The sequence below is a fragment of the Streptomyces zagrosensis genome (assembly GCF_014203645.1).
Lineage (GTDB): Bacteria > Actinomycetota > Actinomycetes > Streptomycetales > Streptomycetaceae > Streptomyces > Streptomyces zagrosensis.
The window spans coordinates 21246-39943 of sequence record NZ_JACHJL010000030.1; the positions used below are offsets into that span (position 1 = coordinate 21246).

At 71.2% G+C, this 18698-nt stretch carries 15 protein-coding genes; 9 read left to right on the forward strand and 6 right to left on the reverse strand.

Annotated elements, in window-relative coordinates; genetic code table 11:
* Positions 1–2: 2 nt before the first annotated feature.
* The 4 genes from argF to FHS42_RS33535 all read left to right on the forward strand — a co-directional run bounded on the left by argF (position 3) and on the right by FHS42_RS33535 (position 6227).
* Entirely contained in the window at positions 3–1004 is a 1002-nt protein-coding gene (gene argF / locus FHS42_RS33520; RefSeq protein WP_184579642.1) for an ornithine carbamoyltransferase, read from the forward strand.
* Positions 1005–1331: 327 nt separating this feature from the next.
* Positions 1332–2792: an amino acid permease gene (locus FHS42_RS33525; protein ID WP_184579644.1), complete on the forward strand. Its 1461-nt coding sequence runs from the start codon at positions 1332–1334 to the stop codon at positions 2790–2792.
* 145 nt (positions 2793–2937) lie between these two features.
* Positions 2938–3765: an enoyl-CoA hydratase family protein gene (locus FHS42_RS33530; protein ID WP_184579646.1), complete on the forward strand. Its 828-nt coding sequence runs from the start codon at positions 2938–2940 to the stop codon at positions 3763–3765.
* On the forward strand, positions 3762–6227 hold the full coding sequence (locus FHS42_RS33535; protein WP_312867151.1) for an oxidoreductase: 2466 nt from the start codon (positions 3762–3764) through the stop codon (positions 6225–6227). The genes FHS42_RS33530 and FHS42_RS33535 overlap by 4 nt, the downstream gene beginning before the upstream one ends.
* Positions 6228–6279: 52 nt before the next feature.
* On the opposite strand, the gene FHS42_RS33540 is transcribed toward FHS42_RS33535, so the two are convergent.
* Positions 6280–7764, reverse strand: a complete 1485-nt coding sequence (locus FHS42_RS33540; RefSeq protein ID WP_184579650.1) for an MFS transporter — start codon at positions 7762–7764, stop codon at positions 6280–6282.
* Positions 7765–7834: 70 nt separating this feature from the next.
* Between FHS42_RS33540 and FHS42_RS33545 the strand changes: the two genes are divergently transcribed.
* Positions 7835–8911 (forward strand): helix-turn-helix transcriptional regulator, encoded by a 1077-nt coding sequence (locus FHS42_RS33545; RefSeq protein ID WP_184579652.1) that lies wholly within the window; start codon positions 7835–7837, stop codon positions 8909–8911.
* 42 nt (positions 8912–8953) lie between these two features.
* Here FHS42_RS33545 and FHS42_RS33550 read toward each other — a convergent pair whose 3' ends face one another.
* The 3 genes from FHS42_RS33550 to FHS42_RS33560 all read right to left on the reverse strand — a co-directional run bounded on the left by FHS42_RS33550 (position 8954) and on the right by FHS42_RS33560 (position 12794).
* Positions 8954–9694: a DUF8017 domain-containing protein gene (locus FHS42_RS33550; protein ID WP_312867152.1), complete on the reverse strand. Its 741-nt coding sequence runs from the start codon at positions 9692–9694 to the stop codon at positions 8954–8956.
* A gap of 369 nt (positions 9695–10063) precedes the next feature.
* Positions 10064–11074, reverse strand: coding sequence for a PaaX family transcriptional regulator (locus FHS42_RS33555; protein ID WP_446696890.1), 1011 nt, complete (start codon positions 11072–11074; stop codon positions 10064–10066).
* Positions 11075–11162: 88 nt separating this feature from the next.
* On the reverse strand, positions 11163–12794 hold the full coding sequence (locus FHS42_RS33560; RefSeq protein WP_184579654.1) for an AMP-binding protein: 1632 nt from the start codon (positions 12792–12794) through the stop codon (positions 11163–11165).
* A 117-nt stretch (positions 12795–12911) separates the two neighbouring features.
* On the opposite strand from FHS42_RS33560, the gene FHS42_RS33565 reads away from it, so the two are divergent.
* Together FHS42_RS33565 and FHS42_RS33570 are read left to right on the forward strand one after the other, a co-directional pair.
* Positions 12912–14300, forward strand: coding sequence for an acyl-CoA dehydrogenase family protein (locus tag FHS42_RS33565; RefSeq protein ID WP_184579656.1), 1389 nt, complete (start codon positions 12912–12914; stop codon positions 14298–14300).
* Positions 14301–14509: 209 nt separating this feature from the next.
* The gene (locus tag FHS42_RS33570; protein ID WP_312867155.1) at positions 14510–14905 is read left to right on the forward strand and encodes a RidA family protein; all 396 of its coding nucleotides are present in this window, start codon (positions 14510–14512) and stop codon (positions 14903–14905) included.
* A gap of 331 nt (positions 14906–15236) precedes the next feature.
* On the opposite strand, the gene FHS42_RS33575 is transcribed toward FHS42_RS33570, so the two are convergent.
* Positions 15237–16589 carry a vanadium-dependent haloperoxidase gene (locus FHS42_RS33575; protein ID WP_184579658.1) on the reverse strand — a complete coding sequence of 451 codons (1353 nt, stop codon included), beginning with the start codon at positions 16587–16589 and terminating at the stop codon, positions 15237–15239.
* Positions 16590–16649: 60 nt separating this feature from the next.
* Positions 16650–16787, reverse strand: a complete 138-nt coding sequence (locus FHS42_RS36405; RefSeq protein WP_221477115.1) for a hypothetical protein — start codon at positions 16785–16787, stop codon at positions 16650–16652.
* A 247-nt stretch (positions 16788–17034) separates the two neighbouring features.
* Between FHS42_RS36405 and FHS42_RS39295 the strand changes: the two genes are divergently transcribed.
* Entirely contained in the window at positions 17035–17295 is a 261-nt protein-coding gene (locus FHS42_RS39295; protein WP_221477116.1) for a hypothetical protein, read from the forward strand.
* A 379-nt stretch (positions 17296–17674) separates the two neighbouring features.
* Complete coding sequence (locus FHS42_RS38865; RefSeq protein ID WP_184579660.1) at positions 17675–18613, forward strand: FG-GAP repeat domain-containing protein; 939 nt, start codon at positions 17675–17677, stop codon at positions 18611–18613.
* Positions 18614–18698 lie beyond the last annotated feature (85 nt).

The window sequence follows — 18698 nt, forward strand, 5'->3', positions numbered from 1 at the left end:
CCATGGCGACAGACCTCTTCGGCCGTCACTTCCTCAAGGAGTTGGACCTCACCGCGGATGAGTTCGTGAGCCTGGTGAGTCTGGCCGCCGAGCTGAAGACCGCCAAGCGTGCGGGCGCCGAGATCAAGCGGCTGTCCGGCAAGAACATCGCGCTGATCTTCGAGAAGACCTCCACCCGCACCCGCTGCGCCTTCGAGGTGGCCGCGGCCGACCAGGGCGCATCCACGACCTATCTTGACCCGGCGGGCTCGCAACTCGGGCACAAGGAGTCGGTCAAGGACACCGCCCGGGTGCTCGGTCGGATGTTTGATGCGATCCAGTACCGGGGTGCGGGCCAGCCCGTCGTTGAGGAGTTGGCGGCGCACGCCGGCGTGCCGGTCTACAACGGCCTGACCGACGAGTGGCACCCCACTCAGATGCTGGCCGACGTGCTCACCATGACCGAGCACTGCGCGAAGCCGCTGGGCGAGGTGGCGTACGCGTACCTCGGCGACGCCCGCGCCAACATGGGCCACTCGTATCTGATCACCGGCGCGCTACTCGGCATGGACGTACGCATCGTTGCCCCCCGCGCGCTGTGGCCCGCCGATGAGATCGTGGCGCACGCCCGGCGGCTCGCCGAGACGTCGGGTGCGCGGATCGCGCTGACCGAGGACGTGGCCGAGGGAGTGCGCGGCGCGGACTTCGTCGCCACCGACGTCTGGGTCTCGATGGGGGAGCCCAAGGAAGTGTGGGACGAGCGCATCGAGCTGCTCGGCCCGTACGCCGTCACCATGGACGTGCTACGCGCCACGGGCAACCCGGGCGTGCGTTTTCTGCACTGCCTTCCCGCCTATCACGATCTCGGCACGGGCGTCGGCAGGGAAATCCACGCGCGGCACGGGTTGACCTCGCTTGAGGTCACCGACGAGGTCTTCGAGTCTGCGCACTCGGTGGTCTTTGACGAGGCCGAGAATCGCATGCACACGATCAAGGCCATCATGGTCGCCACCCTCGCACGATGAGTGAATAATCATACGCTTGAATGCGCGACCATGCAGTCCATGTGGGTAGAATGGTCGTATTCAGTGGGGTTCGGGCCTGCCGGCTCGGGCCCCATTGTGCTGTGCCGGCCCGCTAACGCTGCCGGGCTAGCCGGCTTGGTCGGCCCAGCCCTCGCCGGCCGCCAGCACCGCCACCCGCCAGCACCACCACCACCGGAGTTGTGCCGCTCCCAACCGCTCCCCGTAAAGGCTCCGCCGCCGACCTCGTGCTTCCCACCGCCCCGCCAGCCCGCCAGTACAACCAGCACAACCAGCACCGCCTGTCAGACCCAGAGAAGAGAACCCCCCATGCGCCCGCGCCTCACCCGCGTCAAGTCCCCCGATGTGCTCATCGCCGAATCCGGCGCGGACCTCGAAGGGCACGGCCTGCGCCGCTCCATGGGCCTGTTTCAGCTCGTGTGCTTCGGCGTCGGTGCGATCGTGGGCACCGGCATCTTCGTCGGACTCTCGGACACGGTTGCCGAGGCCGGCCCCGCGACCGTGGTCTCCTTCGCCCTTGCCGCTGTGACCTGTGTACTCACCGCTTTCTCGTTCGCCGAGTTGGGCGGCGCGATCCCCGTCTCGGGCAGCTCGTACTCCTATGCGTACGCCACCCTCGGCGAGGGCGCGGCGTTCATCACCGGCTGGTGTCTCCTCCTGGAGTACGGGGTTTCCGTTTCGGCCGTCGCGGTGGGCTGGGGCCAGTATCTGAACGAGCTGCTGCACAGCGTGACCGGCTGGCAGCTCCCCGCGGCGCTGTCTACCTCTCCCAGCGAGGGCGGCGTCCTCAATCTGCCGGCCGTCGTGGTGATCGTGCTGGCCGCAACGCTGCTGGTGCGCGGCGTTCGGGAGAGCGCCCGTGCGACCGCGGCCATGGCGGTGCTCAAGCTCGGCGTCCTCGCGCTGTTTTGCGCCATCGCCTTCGCGGCCTTCGAGGCCGGAAACCTCACCCCGTTCGCGGCGCATGGCGTGGCCGGGGTGACCTCTGGGGCGTCGGTGGCCTTCTTCTCGTACATCGGCTTCGACGCGATCACCACCGCCGGCGAGGAGGTGAAGAATCCGCGCCGCACCATCCCGCTCGCCATCATGATCTGCATCGGTGTGGTCACGCTGCTGTACTGCCTGGTGGCGGTCGCCGCCATCGGCGCCATGTCCGCGGATGACGTGGCGGGCAAGCCGGCCGCGCTCTCCTTGATCGTCAACCGGGTCACCGACTCCGCGGTGGGCGGCGGGATCATCGCCTTCGGCGCGGTCGTCGCCATCGCATCGGTGGTGCTCGCGGTGATGTACGGGCAGACCCGCATCTTGATGTCGATGTCAAGGGACGGCCTGATTCCGCGGGTGTTCGAGCGGATCTCGCCCGCTACCGCGACCCCGGTAGCGGGCACCTGGATCGTCGCCGCGGTCTTCGCTGTGCCCGCGGCGGTGGTGCCGCTGGACGTGGTCCTTGACCTGACCACGATCGGCACGCTGGCCGCAATGGTGGTGGTCAACACCAGCGTGATCGCCCTGCGCCGCTCCCACCCACGTTTGGCCCGCCCCTTCCGGATGCCGTTCTTCCCGCTGCCCCCACTGCTTGGCATCGCCTGCTGCGGCTACCTCATCTACGGAACGGGCGCGGCGGCCTGGCTTCAGTTCGGGGTGTTCCTGCTGGTGGGGATGGGGCTGTACGCGGCGTACGGGCGACGCCACTCGCGCCTACGCGACGCCTACACCACGCCATCCGGGCCCCACCAGAAGCGGGCCTCCACCAACTCATCCCAAAGCTGACCGCGTACCGACCCGATCGGACCGCGCTGCCGGCGTGGACGGCGCCCCGCTTTCGGCTATCGCGTACTCATGACGACAGTCACATAACAGTGATAGCTTCGAGATGATGCGGGCACCCACCGTTCGGCCGAAGGAGGCCATGCGTATGAGTCCGTTCACCGGGTCCGCGCCCGATACGCGGGAGTGGCGGCATCTGCGCCTCACCCTCGACGGCGCCGTGGCCACCGTCACCCTCGCCCGTCCCGAGAAGCTCAACGCACTGACCTTCGGCGCCTACGCCGATCTGCGGGACCTGCTCGCCGAGCTGTCCAGGGCCCGTTCCGTACGCGCGCTGGTGCTGGCCGGTGCGGGCCGGGGGTTTTGTTCCGGCGGGGACGTGGACGAGATCATCGGGGCGACGCTCGGCATGGAGACCGACGCGCTTCTCGACTTCAACCGCATGACCGGGCAGGTGGTGCGGGCCCTGCGCGAGTGCCCGTTCCCGGTGATCGCCGCGGTGCACGGGATCGCCGCCGGCGCCGGCGCCGTGCTCGCGCTGGCCGCCGACTTCCGAGTGGCCGACCCGACCGCCCGATTCGCGTTCCTGTTCACCAAGGTCGGCCTCTGCGGCGGTGACATGGGCGCCGCCTATCTGCTGCCCCGAATCGTCGGACTCGGGCACGCCACCCGGCTGTTGATGCTAGGCGAGCCGGTATGTGCCCCCGAGGCCGAGCGGATCGGCCTGCTCAGCCTGCTCACCGACGAGGGGCAGGCCGACGCCGAGGCCACCCGGCTCGCCCACCGTCTCGCGCAGGGCCCAGCCCTCGGTTACGCGCAAACCAAGGCGCTGCTCACCGCCGAACTGGACATGCCGCTCGCCGCCGCCATCGAACTGGACGCCGCTACCCAGGCGCTGCTGATGACCAGCGCCGACTACACCGAGTTCCACGCGGCGTTCACCGACAAGCGCCCGCCCCAGTGGCAGGGGCGGTGACGGCGCCAACGGCCGCGCGGGTCGCGGTCATCGGTGGCGGCCCCGGCGGCCTGTACGCCGCCGCGCTGCTCAAGCGGTTGCGACCGGAGCGCGAGATCACCGTCTGGGAGCGGGGCGAGCCGCAGACCACGTTCGGCTTCGGTGTGGTCCTTTCGGACGAGACGCTGGGCGGCATCGAAAACGCCGATCCCGTGGTCTACCAGGCGCTGCGCCGCGAGTTCGTACGCTGGGACGCCATCGACGTGGTACGCGGGGGCCAGGTGCGCACCTGCGGAGGCCACGGCTTCGCCGCGCTCGGCCGGCAGCGGCTCCTGGAGATCTTGCATCAGCGCTGCCGCTCCCTGGGCATCCGGCTGCGTGAGCGTACGACCGCGCCACCCGCAGCCGAACTCGCCCGCCATCATGACCTGGTCATCGCCGCCGATGGCGTACACAGCACCACCCGCAGCGCGCACGCCGACGTCTTCCAGCCCCACCTGACCACCCACCACTGCCGCTATATCTGGCTCGCCGCCGACTTCGCCTTCGACGCGTTCCGCTTCGAGATCGCCGAGACCGAGCACGGCGTGCTCCAACTCCACGGTTATCCGTACGCCCACGCCCTACCGCCATCCGGCATACCGGACGGCCCTCCCCGCGCGAAAACCCCCGCCGAAGCCTGGGCCGAAGCCCGCAGCCCCGAAGCCCGCGCTGGCACGCGAGCCGAAGCCCGCACAGAGGTACGCGCCGAGGCCCGCGCCGGCACGCGCGCCGGGGCCAGCACCGTCATCGTCGAGGCCCGCGAGGAGGTGTGGCGCGCGGCGGGGCTCGACCGCTGCGACGAGCGCGAGTCCGCCCACAAGTGCGCCAAACTCTTCGCCGCCGCGCTCGACGGCCGGCCACTGCGCAGCAACGCCTCCACCTGGACGGCGTTCCGCACGGTCGTCAACGAGCGCTGGTCACACGGGCGCATCGTGCTGCTCGGCGACGCCGCCCACACCGCGCACTTCTCCATCGGCTCCGGCACCAAACTCGCCGTCGAGGACGCGCTCGCGCTGGCCGCATGCCTGGAGGAGCAGCCCACGGTGGCCGCGGCGCTGGCCGCGTACGAGGCGGAGCGGCGCCCCGTCGTGGCCTCCACGCAGCGGGCGGCCCGCGCCAGCCTTGACTGGTTTGAGAACCTCGCCGACTATCTCGGCCAGCCAACAGGGCAGTTCGCATTCAACTTGCTCACCCGCAGCCGCCGCGTCACCCACGACAATCTGCGGCTACGGGACCCGAACTTCGTCACCGCCGTTGAGCGCGAGGCGAAGCTGCCGCCCGATACGCCCCCGATGTTCGCCTCGCTGCGGTTGCGCGACCTGACGTTACGCAACCGGGTCGTCGTCTCCCCGATGGACATGTACTCCGCCATCGACGGCGCCCCCGGTGACTTCCACCTCGTCCACCTTGGCGGCCGGGCCCTTGGCGGCGCGGGCCTGGTGATGACCGAGATGGTCTGCGTCAGCCCCACCGGGCGCATCACACCGGGCTGCGCGGGCCTGTACGCGGCGGAACACGAGTCCGCCTGGCGGCGGATCACCGAGTTCGCGCATGCCGCGTCACCGGGTGTGGCACTAGGCGTTCAGCTCGGGCACAGCGGTCGCAAGGGCTCGACCCGGCCGATGTGGGAAGGCATCGACGAGCCGCTGCCGGACGGCAATTGGCCGCTTGTGGCCCCGTCCCCGCTGCCGTACCGGCCGGGCGTCAACCAGGTTCCGCAGGCTCTGGATGCCGCGGGACTCACCGAGATCCGCGAGCAGTTCGTACGCGCGGCGCAGCGCGCCGCCCGCGCCGGCTTCGACCTGCTCGAACTGCACTGCGCGCACGGCTATCTGCTCTCCGGTTTCCTGTCCCCGCTCACCAATCACCGCACCGACAGCTACGGCGGCGAACTGCCCGGGCGGCTGCGCTACCCGCTGGAGGTCTTCGACGCGGTACGGGCCGTCTGGCCGGCCAACGCGCCGATGACGGTGCGTATCTCCGCGACCGACTGGGCGGACGGCGGCACCACGGCGGACGACGCGGTCGCCATCGCGGCGGCGTTCGCCGCGCACGGGGCCGATGCCATCGACGTATCGACCGGGCAGGTCGTCGCCCACGAGACGCCGGAGGTCGGACGCTCGTATCAGACTCCGTTCGCCGATCGGATACGAAACGAACTCGGCCTCCCGGTCATCGCCGTGGGCGCCATCTCCTCCTGGGACGACGTCAACTCCCTGCTGCTCGCCGGGCGCGCTGACCTGTGCGCGCTGGCCAGGCCGCATCTGTACGACCCGCACTGGACCCTGCACGCGGCGGCAGAGCAGGGGTACTCCGGGCCTGGCGCACCCTGGCCGGTGCAGTACCGGGCGGGCAGCCGCAGACCACCCACGGGACGCACGGGCGACCCCAGGCCGCGCCTGACCCTGAGCGGCCCCACACCCGGCGCGGGCCGCGACTGACGGCCGCCGCCGACACCCCGGGGCCCGGCCGTGACGTCGGCCGGGCCGACCGTCAGTCGGGCTTCGCCGCCTTGGGTAGCAGCAGCATCAGGGCCGCCGCCGCGAGGTAGCACGCAACCTGCCAAGGGAGGACCGCGGTCAGGGCGTCGCCGTAGGCGGCGTGCGGCGGCGCGCCGTCGCCGAACGATGCGTCGAGTTCGGCGAAGAACAGCACGCCGAGCGCGGCCACGCCCAGGGAGTTGCCCAGCTGGCCAACGGTGGTGAGCACGCCGCCCGCGGCGCCCGCGTCCTTCGCCGGCACCCCGGCGAGGACCACATTCATCAGCGAGGGCGCCGTCAGCCCAAGGCCGAGCCCGCCGATGAACAGCGGAGCGGCCAACTGCCAGTAGGAAGGCTCTGCCCCGCTTCGTACGACCAGTAGCAGATGCACCTGTGATGCGGCCAGCACGAGCGCCCCGGAGATGAGGAGCGTGCGCCCAGCGCGCGCCGCGAACTGCACGCCGATGCCGGAGGTGATGATTGAGCCGATCGCGTACGGCAGGATGACAAGTCCCGTCTGCCAGGCCGAACGCCCGGTGCCCCACTGGAGGTACAGGGACAACATGAGGAAGAACGAACCGAGTGCCCCGAAGAACAACCCGGAGGCGGCGAGCCCCCCGCTGAACGCCCGTACGCGCAACAGCGCCGGATCGAGGATGGGTTGCCCACCGCCGGCGACCAGGTTCCGCTCCCGCCACCAAAACAGCGCTCCTGTGGGCACGGCCAAGGCCAGCAGGGCAAAGCCCCACCAGGGCCAGCCCCAGTCGCGCCCCTGCACCAGGGGCAGCAAGACGAGCACCGCGAGGGCCGCGGCGAGGGCCGCGCCTGGCAGGTCGAGCCGCGTACGGTCGGACGTGCTCGATTCGGGCAGCACCCGGGCGCCCAGCACGAGGCCGATGAGCGCGATGGGAACGTTGATCCAAAAAATGGTGCGCCAGCCCAGGCCGAAGACGTCCGCTTCGACGAGCAGACCACCGAGCAGCGGCCCCGCGACCGAGGCAAGCCCAAGAACCGCGCCGTAGGCACCGAACGCCCGGGCCCGCGCTGCCGGTGGGAAGACCGAGCGGATGATCCCGAACACCTGCGGGACCATCAGGCCGCCCGCCACACCCTGTGCGACGCGGGTGCAGATGAGCGTTGCCGGGTTCGCCGCGAAGGCGCAGGCGGCGGACGCGAGGGCGAACGATGCCAGGCCGAGGAGGAAGACCCGGCGTCGTCCGAACTGGTCGCCTACCCGGCCACCGGTGATCAACCCCGCGCCCAGCGCCAGGGTGTAGCCAGCGACCATCCACTGCACCGCGGCCTCGCTCGCCGCGAGGTCCCTGGCGATGACGGGGGCCGCCACGCTGACGATCGTGGCGTCGAGGAGTTCCATGAATGCGGCGACCAGCACCACGACCAGCGCGATCACCGCCGAGCGACCGGAGACCGTGGCGGGTTGGGGTGGGCTTGGCGCGCCGGGGGCAGCCTCGCCGCTCTGCGTGGGAAAGGGGGTCATACGATCACCGTCGCAGCAGAGGTGGCCACATACTGTCCGCCTCTCATGCTTCTTATGTCAGGATCGAGCCATGGCGGAGACCTCGGCACGGCTGCTGCTCCTGCTCTCCCTGTTCCAGTCGCGGCGGGAGTGGTCAGGCACGGCGCTGGCGCAGCGGTTGGAGGTGAGCTCGCGTACGTTGCGCCGGGACATCGACCGGCTGCGGCAACTCGGCTATCCCGTACGCGTCAGCAGGGGGCCGGGTGGCGCGTACCGGCTGGATGCGGGCACCAGGCTCCCGCCGCTTTTGTTCGACGACGACCAGGCGATAGCCGTCGCCGTGGCGCTTCAGACCGCGCCCACCACCGTCGTTGGCATCGAGGAGGCCGCAGCCCGCGCGCTCGCCACCGTCCGCCAGGTGATGCCGACGCATCTGCGCCACCGGATCGACGCGGTGCACGTCACCTCGATCGGCAACGCCTGGGACTTCGCGGCGCCCCCGATCGACTCCCCGCTGCTGCTCGCCCTTGGCACCGCCGTACACGACGGTGCGGTGCTGGTACTCGACTACGCGAGCGCGGCGGACCCGCCCGAGGACGAAAGCGCCGCGCCGCGCCGGTCATCAGCGCGCCGCCTGGAGCCGCATCGCCTCGCCGTCTGGTCGGGCCGCTGGTACCTCGTGGCGTGGGACGTGGAGCGGCGCGAGTGGGGGGCCTTTCGGGCCGACCGCATCACCCTCGGCCCGCCCACCGGGGTCCGCTTTTCGCCCCGCGAGATGCCGAGTGCCGACCTGACGACGTTTATCACCGGCGAGCTCGACCGGGGCGACGCCCCCGGCCACTGGCCCTGCCGCGGCGAGGTGCTGCTCGACGCCCCCGCGGCCGTGGTCGCCCGCTGGGCCCCCGGCGGCGCCATGGTGGAAGAGGTCACGGCCAACCGGTGCCGGCTCACCCTCGGCGCCTGGTCCTGGACCGGACTCGCCGCCCTGATCGGCACGTTCGCCAGCGATATCGAGGTGGTCGGCCCACCGGAACTCGCCGCCGCCTGCGGACGGTTGGCCCGCCGATACGCCGCGGCGAGCCGCTCGATGACGGGCCACGAGACGGGGCTCGACGCCCCGGGTGCGGCACCTGGGGCACGGTGGGCGGGCTCGGCGCACGGGGCTTGACGGCCGTGGTGCGGCCCGCTGCCGAGGCCGGTGCGTTTGCCGTCAGCCGTCCGTGGACCGCACGGTGTCCATGACCTTCTTGATCTCGGCGCTGGTCAGCGCGTTAGGGACCCCTTGGTCGGCGTAGATGACCCAACCGTGCATGGTGCCGTCCGGCAGCTTCTGCGCGATGCTGTGCACGATGGCCGTCGCGGGGACGCAGGCGCTCGGACGGTTGGTAACGGTGACCTTGGCGGTCGCGGTGAAGCCGTCGAGGCCGCCCCGCTTCCACGGCTTGGCCTCACTGACCTCGACCTTGGGCTTGTGGTCCGCACCGCCGTACGCGGCGAAGCCCCAGTTGCCCGCCCAGTTTCGGGCGTTGTCCTGAAGCGTGCCGTCCTTGCCGCCGCCCGTGGTGCCAACCGTGGCGAGTTGGCCCTTGCCCGCCTCGCCGAGCGCCTTGGGGTTGGGGCTCGACGCGCAGCCGCCCTCACGGTAGTTGGCGGCACCGGTCATCACGACGATCGGCTTGCCGCTCTCGTCGGTGTACGACAGGGCGGTGTCCTGGGTGAGCAGCTTCCACTGCGCCGCCTTGGCGGGCACGTCGTAGCGGAAGTGGTGCTCGGCGCGGCTCTGCGTCTGCCATCCCGCGACGAGCGGCTGCTCGCCGGTGGGGGCCACCGAGGCCGCGGGGTCCGTCGCGCCAGAGGAGGCGGGCGCGGGCGCCCCGGACGCGGGCTTCTTCGGCGCGGTGCTGCCGGCGCCCTTGTCGTCGCCGCTGTCGGAGTCGTTGCATCCGCTCACGGCGAGGACCATGCCGATACCGACGGCCGCAACCAAGACCTTGTTTCGACGAAGCGGCCCTGAGCCATGGTGCTGTTGGTGCTTACGGTGCTGGAGGGGCCTCTGAGGGCTGTGTGACGTAGGCATGATCAGCACCTTATGCGGTCCGTACTGGTGCCCACCCGGTCGGTCCGTGCTGATGTCCATAGGGTGGGCCTCGTACTCTCGTAGTGCTCTCGTACTGGTACCCGTGCGGTTTGCGAGGCCGCGGCCCGCCGAGTCGGCCGCGAAGGGCACCGCGCCGCACCCGCCTCGCTCACGGCGCACTGTGCGCTCGCGTACGCTCCCGTCCACCGCTGCGCGCTCGCCCTCGTGCGCTGGGCTCGTCACTCAGCCCGATTGCGTACGCACGAACTCCGCGCCCGCGTCCCGTAGTCGCTCGTGCAGTCCCGCGAAAACGCGCGCCGACCGCTCGCCCGGCCAGTCGTCGGGCAACAGCCCAGGAGGCAGCCCGGGGTCGGCGTAGGGGAGCGCGCGCCAGGAGTCGAGCGCTAGCAGATAGTCCCGGTACGCGTCGGCCGGTGGCACGGTCTTCCGGCGCGCCCAGCGCTGTAGCACCGGCTCATGGGTGGCGAGGAAGGCGTGATGCCGGGCGGCCAGCGCGTCCAGGTCCCACCAGCGCCGCACCGCGTCCGCCGTGGGCGCGAACCCGGCGTGCTCGCCCTGGAAGAGATCGACATACGACGCCAGGCCGAGCCGCTCCAGGGTGTGCCGGGTCTCCTCGCGCAGCAGGGCCGGGGCAATCCACACGCCGGGCGCGGCGGTGCCGAAGCCGAGCCGGGCGAGCCGGGAGCGCAGCAGATGCCGCTTGTGGCGCTCTTGCTCGGGAACCGAGAAAACGGCCAAAAGCCAGTCACCGGGCTCCTTTTCGGGTCCGGGCCCGGGGCCGGCCCCGGATGCCGGCCCGAGCCCCGACGCGGACGCGGACCGCGACGCAGACCGACTGGACTCGCCGGGCTGAGCGGGCTGGTCGGGCTGAGCGGGCTGGGTGCGCTGGCCGGGCTGAGCGGGCTGGCCGGATCGGGCGCACTGGGCGAACCCGCCCGCGCCGGGGCGCGTAGCGCAGCAGTAAGCGTCCAACCGCCCGAAGATGCGCCGGTCACCGTCGTCCAGCAGTTGGACAGCGGCCTCGGACGGCGCGTATCCGGCGGCCCCATCCGCCGTCTTCGCGGCGACCAGGAGCCCGCGCCGCTTGAGCCGGGAGACGGCCGAGCGCACCGATGGCGGGTCCACGCCGACCGCGCCGAGTAGCCGGATCAACGTAGCAACCGGCACGGTGCCGTCTGCGCTGCTGCCTGCGCCACGGCCGCCCGGCCCGTTCCCCGTGCCACGGTCCTCCAAGGCGGGCCCAATGCCACGGCCGTACGCACCGTAGTACGTCACGATCAGGGAACGCGGGGTGTACTGCGCGAGCGGATCGGTCACCCGGTCACTCTAGAGCGGTCCTTGGGCCACCCTCGCGCAGCCGGTACCGCTGGACCTTGCCGGTGGGAGTGCGCGGCAGTGCGGACAGGAAGCGGACCTCGCGGGGGCACTTGTACGGGGCCAGTTCCGCCCGGGTGAACTCCCTGAGCGCCGCGGCCGTGCCGGCCCCGGGCGGCACGCCGTCCCGTAACACCACATGGGCGACGACCACGGCGCCGCGCACCTCGTGCGGCTGGCCCGTGACCGCCACCTCGACCACGTCCGGATGGCGCAGCAACGCCTCCTCGACCTCGGGGCCCGCGATGTTGTAGCCGGCCGAGATGATCATGTCGTCCGTACGTGCCACGAAGCGGAAGTAGCCATCTGGTTCGCGGACATAGGTGTCGCCCGTGAGGTTCCAGCCGCCTCGTACGTACTCCCGTTGCCGCTCGTCCGCGAGATAGCGGCAGCCGGTGGGGCCGCGCACCGCGAGCAGGCCGGGTTCGCCGTCCGGCAGCGGTACACCGTCGTGATCCACGACCCGTACCTGAAAGCCGGGCACCGGAACGCCCGTGGTGCCGGGGCGGATCGCCTCATCGGCGGCCGAGATGAAGATGTGCAACAACTCGGTGGCACCGATGCCGTTGATGAGCCGCAGCCCGGTCGCCTCGTACCAGGCGTGCCAGACCGCGGCTGGCAGATTCTCGCCCGCCGACACACAGCGCCGCAGCGAGGAGACGTCGTGGCCGCCCAGCCGCTCCAGCATGGCCCGGTACGCGGTCGGCGCGGTGAACAGGACCGTTACCCGGTGTCGCGCGATGTCCTGCAACAACTTGGCCGGCCCGCCCCAGGCGTCGAGCAGCGTGGAGGCGCCGGCCCGTAACGGGAAGATCACCAACCCGCCGAGGCCGAAGGTGAAAGCCAGTGGCGGACTGCCCGCGAACACATCGTTTGGCGCGGGCCGCAGCACCCGCGCCGAGAAGGTGTCGGCGATGGCCAAAACATCGCGATGGAAGTGCATGCACCCCTTGGGCCGCCCGGTGGTGCCCGAGGTGAAGGCGATCAGCGCCACGTCATCGGCAGACGTACGCACCGGCTCGTACGCCCCGGGCCGGGCGGCGGCAAGCCGCAGCAGATCGTCTGGTGCGCCCGAGCCGTACGCGGCGATCCGCAGCCCCGGCACGCCGGCCCGCTGCAAATGGTCGAGGACCTCCGCGGCGCACACCGCGTGCCGTATTCGGGCCAGTTCGCAGATGGTGGCCAGCTCGTGGGACCGCTGGCTGGCCAGTACGGTCACCGCCACCGCGCCCGCCTTGAGCACCGCGAGCCAGCAGGCGGCGAGCCAAGGCGAGGTCGGGCCGCGCAGCAGTACCCGGTTGCCAGGCCGCACCCCAAGATCTTCCGTGAGCGTGTGCGCGAGCTGATCCACCCGGCCGCGCAGTTCGCCGTAGGTCCACACCTCCCCGTCCCCGCCGCGCAGCGCCACCCGATTCGCCTGGCGCCTGCCATCGGTCTCCGCGAGCAACTCCACCGCGCAGTTGAGCCGCTTCGGATAGTCCGGGACCGGCGGATCGCGCAGCAACGTGGGCCACTGGTGCACGGGCGGCAGATGGTCACGGGCGAAGGTATCGATGTGCGCCGAAGGCGTGAGCTCCATCGCGGATGCGCCCCCTCTAACCGATGGGGAAGTGCGGCAGTCCTGTCCCGAAGATGCATGCCAAGCGTAACGTGTTCATGACGGCAGTCAACATGTCGCGATAAAGGAGGGGTGCCGGTGACCGCCTTCGCACTCGACCCGCAGCAGCGGGAGTGGTGCGCCACGCTGCGCGCCATTGCCGCCGAACAGTTGCGCCCGCTCGCCGCGCGCTGCGACCCCGGCCGGGTGAACCGGCCGCTGGTAGCGGCCCTGGGCGAATCGGGTCTGCTACGACGCCTCTTCCCCCTCGACGGTCAGGCCCCTGTGCGCGCCCTGGACCTGTGTCTGCTGCGCGAGTCGCTGGCCAGGGAGTGCACGCAGGCCGAGACGGCACTCGCCCTTCAGGGCCTCGGCTGCTACCCCGTCGTCCAGTCCGGCACCCCCGAACAGCGCGCCCGCTGGTTGCCCGAGGTAGTTGCGGGGCGCGCGGTCGCGGCGTTCGCGCTCAGCGAGCCCGGGGCGGGCTCCGACGCCGCGGCCCTCACCCTGGCGGCGGAACCAGCCGGTGCGCGAAGCGGGCCACGGGGCGGCCCGCGCGGCTCTGCTGGACTGGCCGGTCGTGTTGGTCGGGACCACCCCGTTGGCGGTGTTGCGGCGGGTGGCGAAGAGGCCGGTGGCGCAGACGAGAACGGCGCCGGCGATACGGGGCCTGTGGGGTCTACGGGACCTGCGGGGCTTGCGGGCTGTGTAGGACGTACCGGGACTGCGGGGCGGGTGGGGCGCACGGATGGGCCGGGGCGGGCGCAGAGCACAGGCGTCTCCCGGGCCGCGGGCTGGCGACTGACCGGCGAGAAGTGCTGGATCTCCAACGCGCCCGAGGCCGACTTCTACACCGTCTTCGCCCGCACCACACCGGGCGCAGGCAGCCGGGGCATCACCGCGTTCCTCGTCCCCGCCGACCGCCCCGGCCTCACCGGCGAACACCTGGACATGCTCAGCCCGCATCCGATCGGCCGACTGTTCTTCGACGCCGTGCCCGTCACCCGCGCCGATGTGCTCGGCGAGGTGGACGCCGGGTTCCAGGTCGCCATGCGCACCTTGAACCTGCTGCGGCCCAGCGTCGGCGCCTTCGCCGTTGGCATGGCGCGCAGCGCGCTCGACCTCGCCCTCGCGCACGCGAAGGAGCGCACCGCGTTCGGCGGCCCGCTGAAGGACCTCCAGGCCGTCGCGCACCAACTCGCCGAAATGGCCACCCGCACCGAGGCAGCCCAACTGCTCGTCTACGCCGCGGCGTCCGCACACGACGCTGGCGAAAGCGGCATCGCGCGGCGCTCCGCGATGGCCAAGCTACTGGCCACCGAGACCGCCCAGTACGTGGTTGACGCCGCCGTCCAAATCCACGGAGCCCGCGCGCTGGAACGCGGCCACCCCCTGGAGCACCTGTACCGCGAGGTGCGCGCGCCCAGAATTTACGAGGGGGCCACGGAGGTCCAGCGCACCATCATCGCGAAGGAGCTGTACCGGTGAACTCCCCATCGCCCCAACGCCCCACCCCGCCCCAGCCCCCGTCCCCGGGGCGCGACGCCCCGAACGTGCCCTTGCCCCCGCCCACCGACGCTGTTCCGGCTCCGCCCACCGACGCTGTGTTGTCCCCGCCCCCGTCCCCGGAGCGCGACGCCCCGAACGTGCCCTTGCCCCCGCCCACCCACCCTGTGTCGCCCCCGCCCACCGCCCCTGTGATACGTCGCATCAACCCCCCAGAGCTCTCGCCACCCACCGGCTTCACCCACGCCGTCGCCGTCACCGGGTCCCGGCTGGTTCTGCTCGCGGGGCAGACCGCGCTTGACGGAGTAGGTCGGGTCATCGACGGGGCGCTGCCGGCCCAGTTCGAGCGGGCCCTGAGCAACCTACTCACTGCGCTACGCGCCGCCGGGGGCGAGCCCGAACACCTCGCCCGGGTCACGGTGTACGCCACCGACGTCGCCGACTACCGCGCACACGCCGCCCAACTGGGCAGCATCTGGCGCCGGTTGGCTGGCCGGGACTATCCGGCCATGGCGGTGGTGGGAGTGGTCAGACTCTGGGACGAGCAGGCCCTGGTGGAACTGGACGGCATCGCGTTGCTTCCCTAGCCCCCAGCCGCCCATGTCCCCTACTGGGAACCCGAGTTCGGCCGGCCGAGGCCCCCGGCCGAACTGCACCGGAGGGAGGAGGCCGCCGTACCTCCCTGGTAGCACGGCAACGAGGCGATGCACCGCTGGGTGTGCACTGACCTCGGTCGGCCGTCTGATGTGCCGCCTGTCCCCAACGCCGTACCGTCGAAGATGTTGCACGGCTGGTGAGGGGGAAAAACACCAGCCGCCCGCACGGGGGTGCGTGGCGCGGCGGCGCGTGTTCAGCGCCGCCTCGCCACGCGTGGCCCCGAACCGGAGGAGGGGAGCGGTCATGGGCGTGCGAAGCAGCTCAGAGGTAGGTGGTGGTGACGTGTTGGGCTACGTTCTCGCCGGCTGCCAGCCCCTGTTCGGCATCCCACCGGAAGTGCACCCCGAGATAAATGCGGCTGATGGCGTTCTCGCTGGCAGCGGTCGAGATGGTGGCGAACCGTCGGGTGGCCCCGCCGTTGTCGGTGGTCGCGCTGAACGCGATGGCGTCGGTGGCGAAGTAGGTCTTCAGGACGCCGGCCCACGCACCGGCGAAGGTGGCGTGCCCCGAGATATAAGCGGGGAACGGCGGCGTAAAACTGGACCCGTCCAGGGCGGCGGACAGGGGCCGCCACGCGGGGTCGGCCGTTGTGTCGGCGTTTGCGTCGGAGCCGGCCTCGTGGATCGCGGACACCGGCCGCCACAGATCAATCGGCGTGTTGTATTTGGCGTCCCAGGCCACAACCGCCGCGTCTGCCAGAGCGATCGACAGCACGGCGAAGAACTGAGCGTTCTGGGCGGGCGTCAACGTCTTCTTACGGGCGATGATGCGAGCGTGCTGATAGAGCTGCGATGTGGGTTTGTAGGTGCCATCGAGATCATTGGCCCAGAACCTGCCGATGTCGGATTGCTCCGCGGTGCGCACCACCGTCGTCAGGGCCGTACTGGAGTGCCCGCCGAACACCCGGACCTCATCGACTTGTTCGGCGTACTGGCTGCTGCGCAGAAGGTCTTGGTAAGTGGTGAAGCCGCCGGGTGGGCCGGGGCGGAACTGCCCGGGCGCAGACCCGCCGAATGGCGTGACGTTGCCCCAGTGCGGCGTCACGGCCGGTTCCAGCGGGTTGGTCTGGCGCCAGGCCCCGGGGACGCCGTCGGGGACATAGGTGACCGTGGTGGCCGAACCATCGGTGGCGCGCGCCTGAAGCAGCGCTTGGGCTGCCGCTCGGCCAACGGCCGCGCCCTTGTCCTTCTCCGTCTGCGTGCTGGTGTCCTGCGACAGGGCGAACCCGTAGTTCCCGTCGAACGCACCGGACGGATAAAGCGCGCGCAGCGCGGTGTAGGCGGCGGTGGCGACGGCCGCGTTGAGCGAGGCGACGCCCAGCACCGGCTGCTTGGCCAGATAGGGGCGGCCGATGGACACGATCGAGTTCGCCGCGTCGTACATCGCCAGGTGCATGATGGCCGCCGCCCTGGCCGCGGGCCCCGGGGCCCCGCCGGTTTGCTTGACCGCGCCCTCAAGAATCTTGCTCCAGTAAAGGACCGGCTCATACGGTGCGTCGGCGGCACGCGCCGCCGGGAGTCCCGGCCATACGGTGGCGGCGCCGACCGTGAGGCCGAGAAGGACAGTGCGGCGACTCGGCGCGACCTCCGGTCTGCCGGCTAGGGATCTAGACACAGTGGTTCCCCCTCTAGGTCCGCGGATCGAGACGGATGCTCGCGTGCCGTCACAGGGCTGTCAACGACGGATGGCAGGCTTGGCCAGTTGTCGCACATAGGCCAACGTGTCGGCGCTGCGGGGCCGGGAGCGGTGTGACCGGTCCTTGTCCGTCGATAACGGCTCGATCCGCACCAGCGCGGGGACGGCCGCGGCCATCGCTTTGTGGCTACACATCGTGCGCGGCGACTACGGCACGGCGGTGGCGGCGCGGAGGCCGGCCGCCGGATGGCCGTGGCCCCGCACTGGGAGGGCGACCAAACCCAGTACGTACCGCTCCCGACCCCCGACCCTCGACCCCCGACCCCGCCCCCGGCGGGCGGAGGGCCTTGGGTCGGTCCCTGGCTGGGCGCTGGCCCGACTCCACCGACCACTGACGATCGCCGAGTTGGCATCCCGAGCAGGGATGAGCACCCAAGCCTTCGGCCGCCACTTCACCGCTGAGGTGGGCGTCACGCCGCTGAAGTGGCTCAACCAGCAGCGGCTGGCGCGGGCGCGAGAGCTGCTGGAGACGACGGATTGGGGGGTGGGACACGGTCACCGAGCGAAGCGGACTGGGAAGCGGGGACAGCCTGCGCCAACACTTCCACCGAGCGCTGGCAACGACCCCGGTCGCCTACCGGCGCACCTCCGGGGCGCCGCCCCGCAGCGGCTGACAAGCAGTTGACCGCACCGGACCGCGACGACGGGGATGCCTCTTCGGCGCCATCCAGCCCAGCACAGACGGCCCGAGCACGATGCCGGTGGCGTCGGACCAGCGAGCGTGGCGGCGCCGGCCTCCAGAACACGGCCCTCGTGGTGTGCGGCGCGGTGACGTATCCGCGTTCGTCTCGCTTGCACGTGCGCCATCTCGCCCTGGACCTGGCTCGCCCTGCACCTGGCTCACGCCCTGCTTCTCGGTGGCGAGGCGTGGCAGCTCCGAAACTGCCCTGGCGGGCCGCAAGTTGACATGTATGGGTTTCATGTGAAGATCAAGGCGATATCGCGATCACCGGGGGCGTCAGCGCGCCCTCGGTCCTTGTCACCTTCCTTGGGGGGAAGCACACGTGACCTACCGCTTCGGCCATCACATCGGTCGAGCCCTGACGGGGCTGGCGACCGTGCTGACGGCCACGGCCCTGACCGGCACCGCCGCGTCAGCGGCTACCCACGTCCCGACGCCCGTGCCTGCTCCGGATCGGGCGGCGTCCCCGTCCGTCGCCGCACCGGGCGCCACGCAAGACGCTGGCGCACGCGCTGCCGCGCGTTCGTCCGCTCCTCTTCTGCCGGTATGGGCCGTGACCCGGTCCGGCGACCAGTACTGGTACTGGCCCGACGGCCGAGGGGGCCTGAGCCAGCGCGAGCGCTCCGAAGACGGTTGGGCGGGCATCGACGCAACGACCCAGGTGGACCTGCACAGCAATGGCTCGTCCGCAGCCCTGTACGCGCGCGGCAGCGACGGCACGCTCGTGTACTCCGACAGCCTCGGCAACACCCGGGTTCTTGGTGGAGGCTGGCACAAGTACAACGTGCTGCTGTCTCCCGGGGACCTCGGCGGGACGAAGCAGTCGGATCTGGTGACCCGGGACGCCGCCGGCGTGTTGTGGTTGCACCCGGCCAAGTCAGACGGGACCCTGTCCGCTCGCAAGAAGGTCGGTCTGGGCTGGGGCCAGTACACGCACATCACCGGGCAGCACGACCTGAGCGGTGACGGCCGAGCGGACATCGTGGCCCGCGACCGCTCCGGCGTGCTCTGGCTCTACAAGGGCACCGGGGACTCCGCCAAGCCGTTCGCCCAGCGCAGCAAGGTCGGTCCCGGCTGGAACGCCTTCAACCACCTCGTCTCCACCGGGGACGTCAACGGCGACAGCCGCACCGACCTGCTCGCCCGCGACAAGGCCGGCGCCCTGTGGTTGTACAAGGGCACGGGCAAGGCGTCCGCCCCGTACCAGGCGAAGGTCAAGATCGGCTCCGCCGGCTGGAACCAGTACACGCAGATCTTCTAACCACCGGCTAGAACACGCGGGTCGCCCGGCGTCGAGCCGGGTGACCCGCGATGCGGTGACCCGCGATGCGGTGACCCGCGATGCG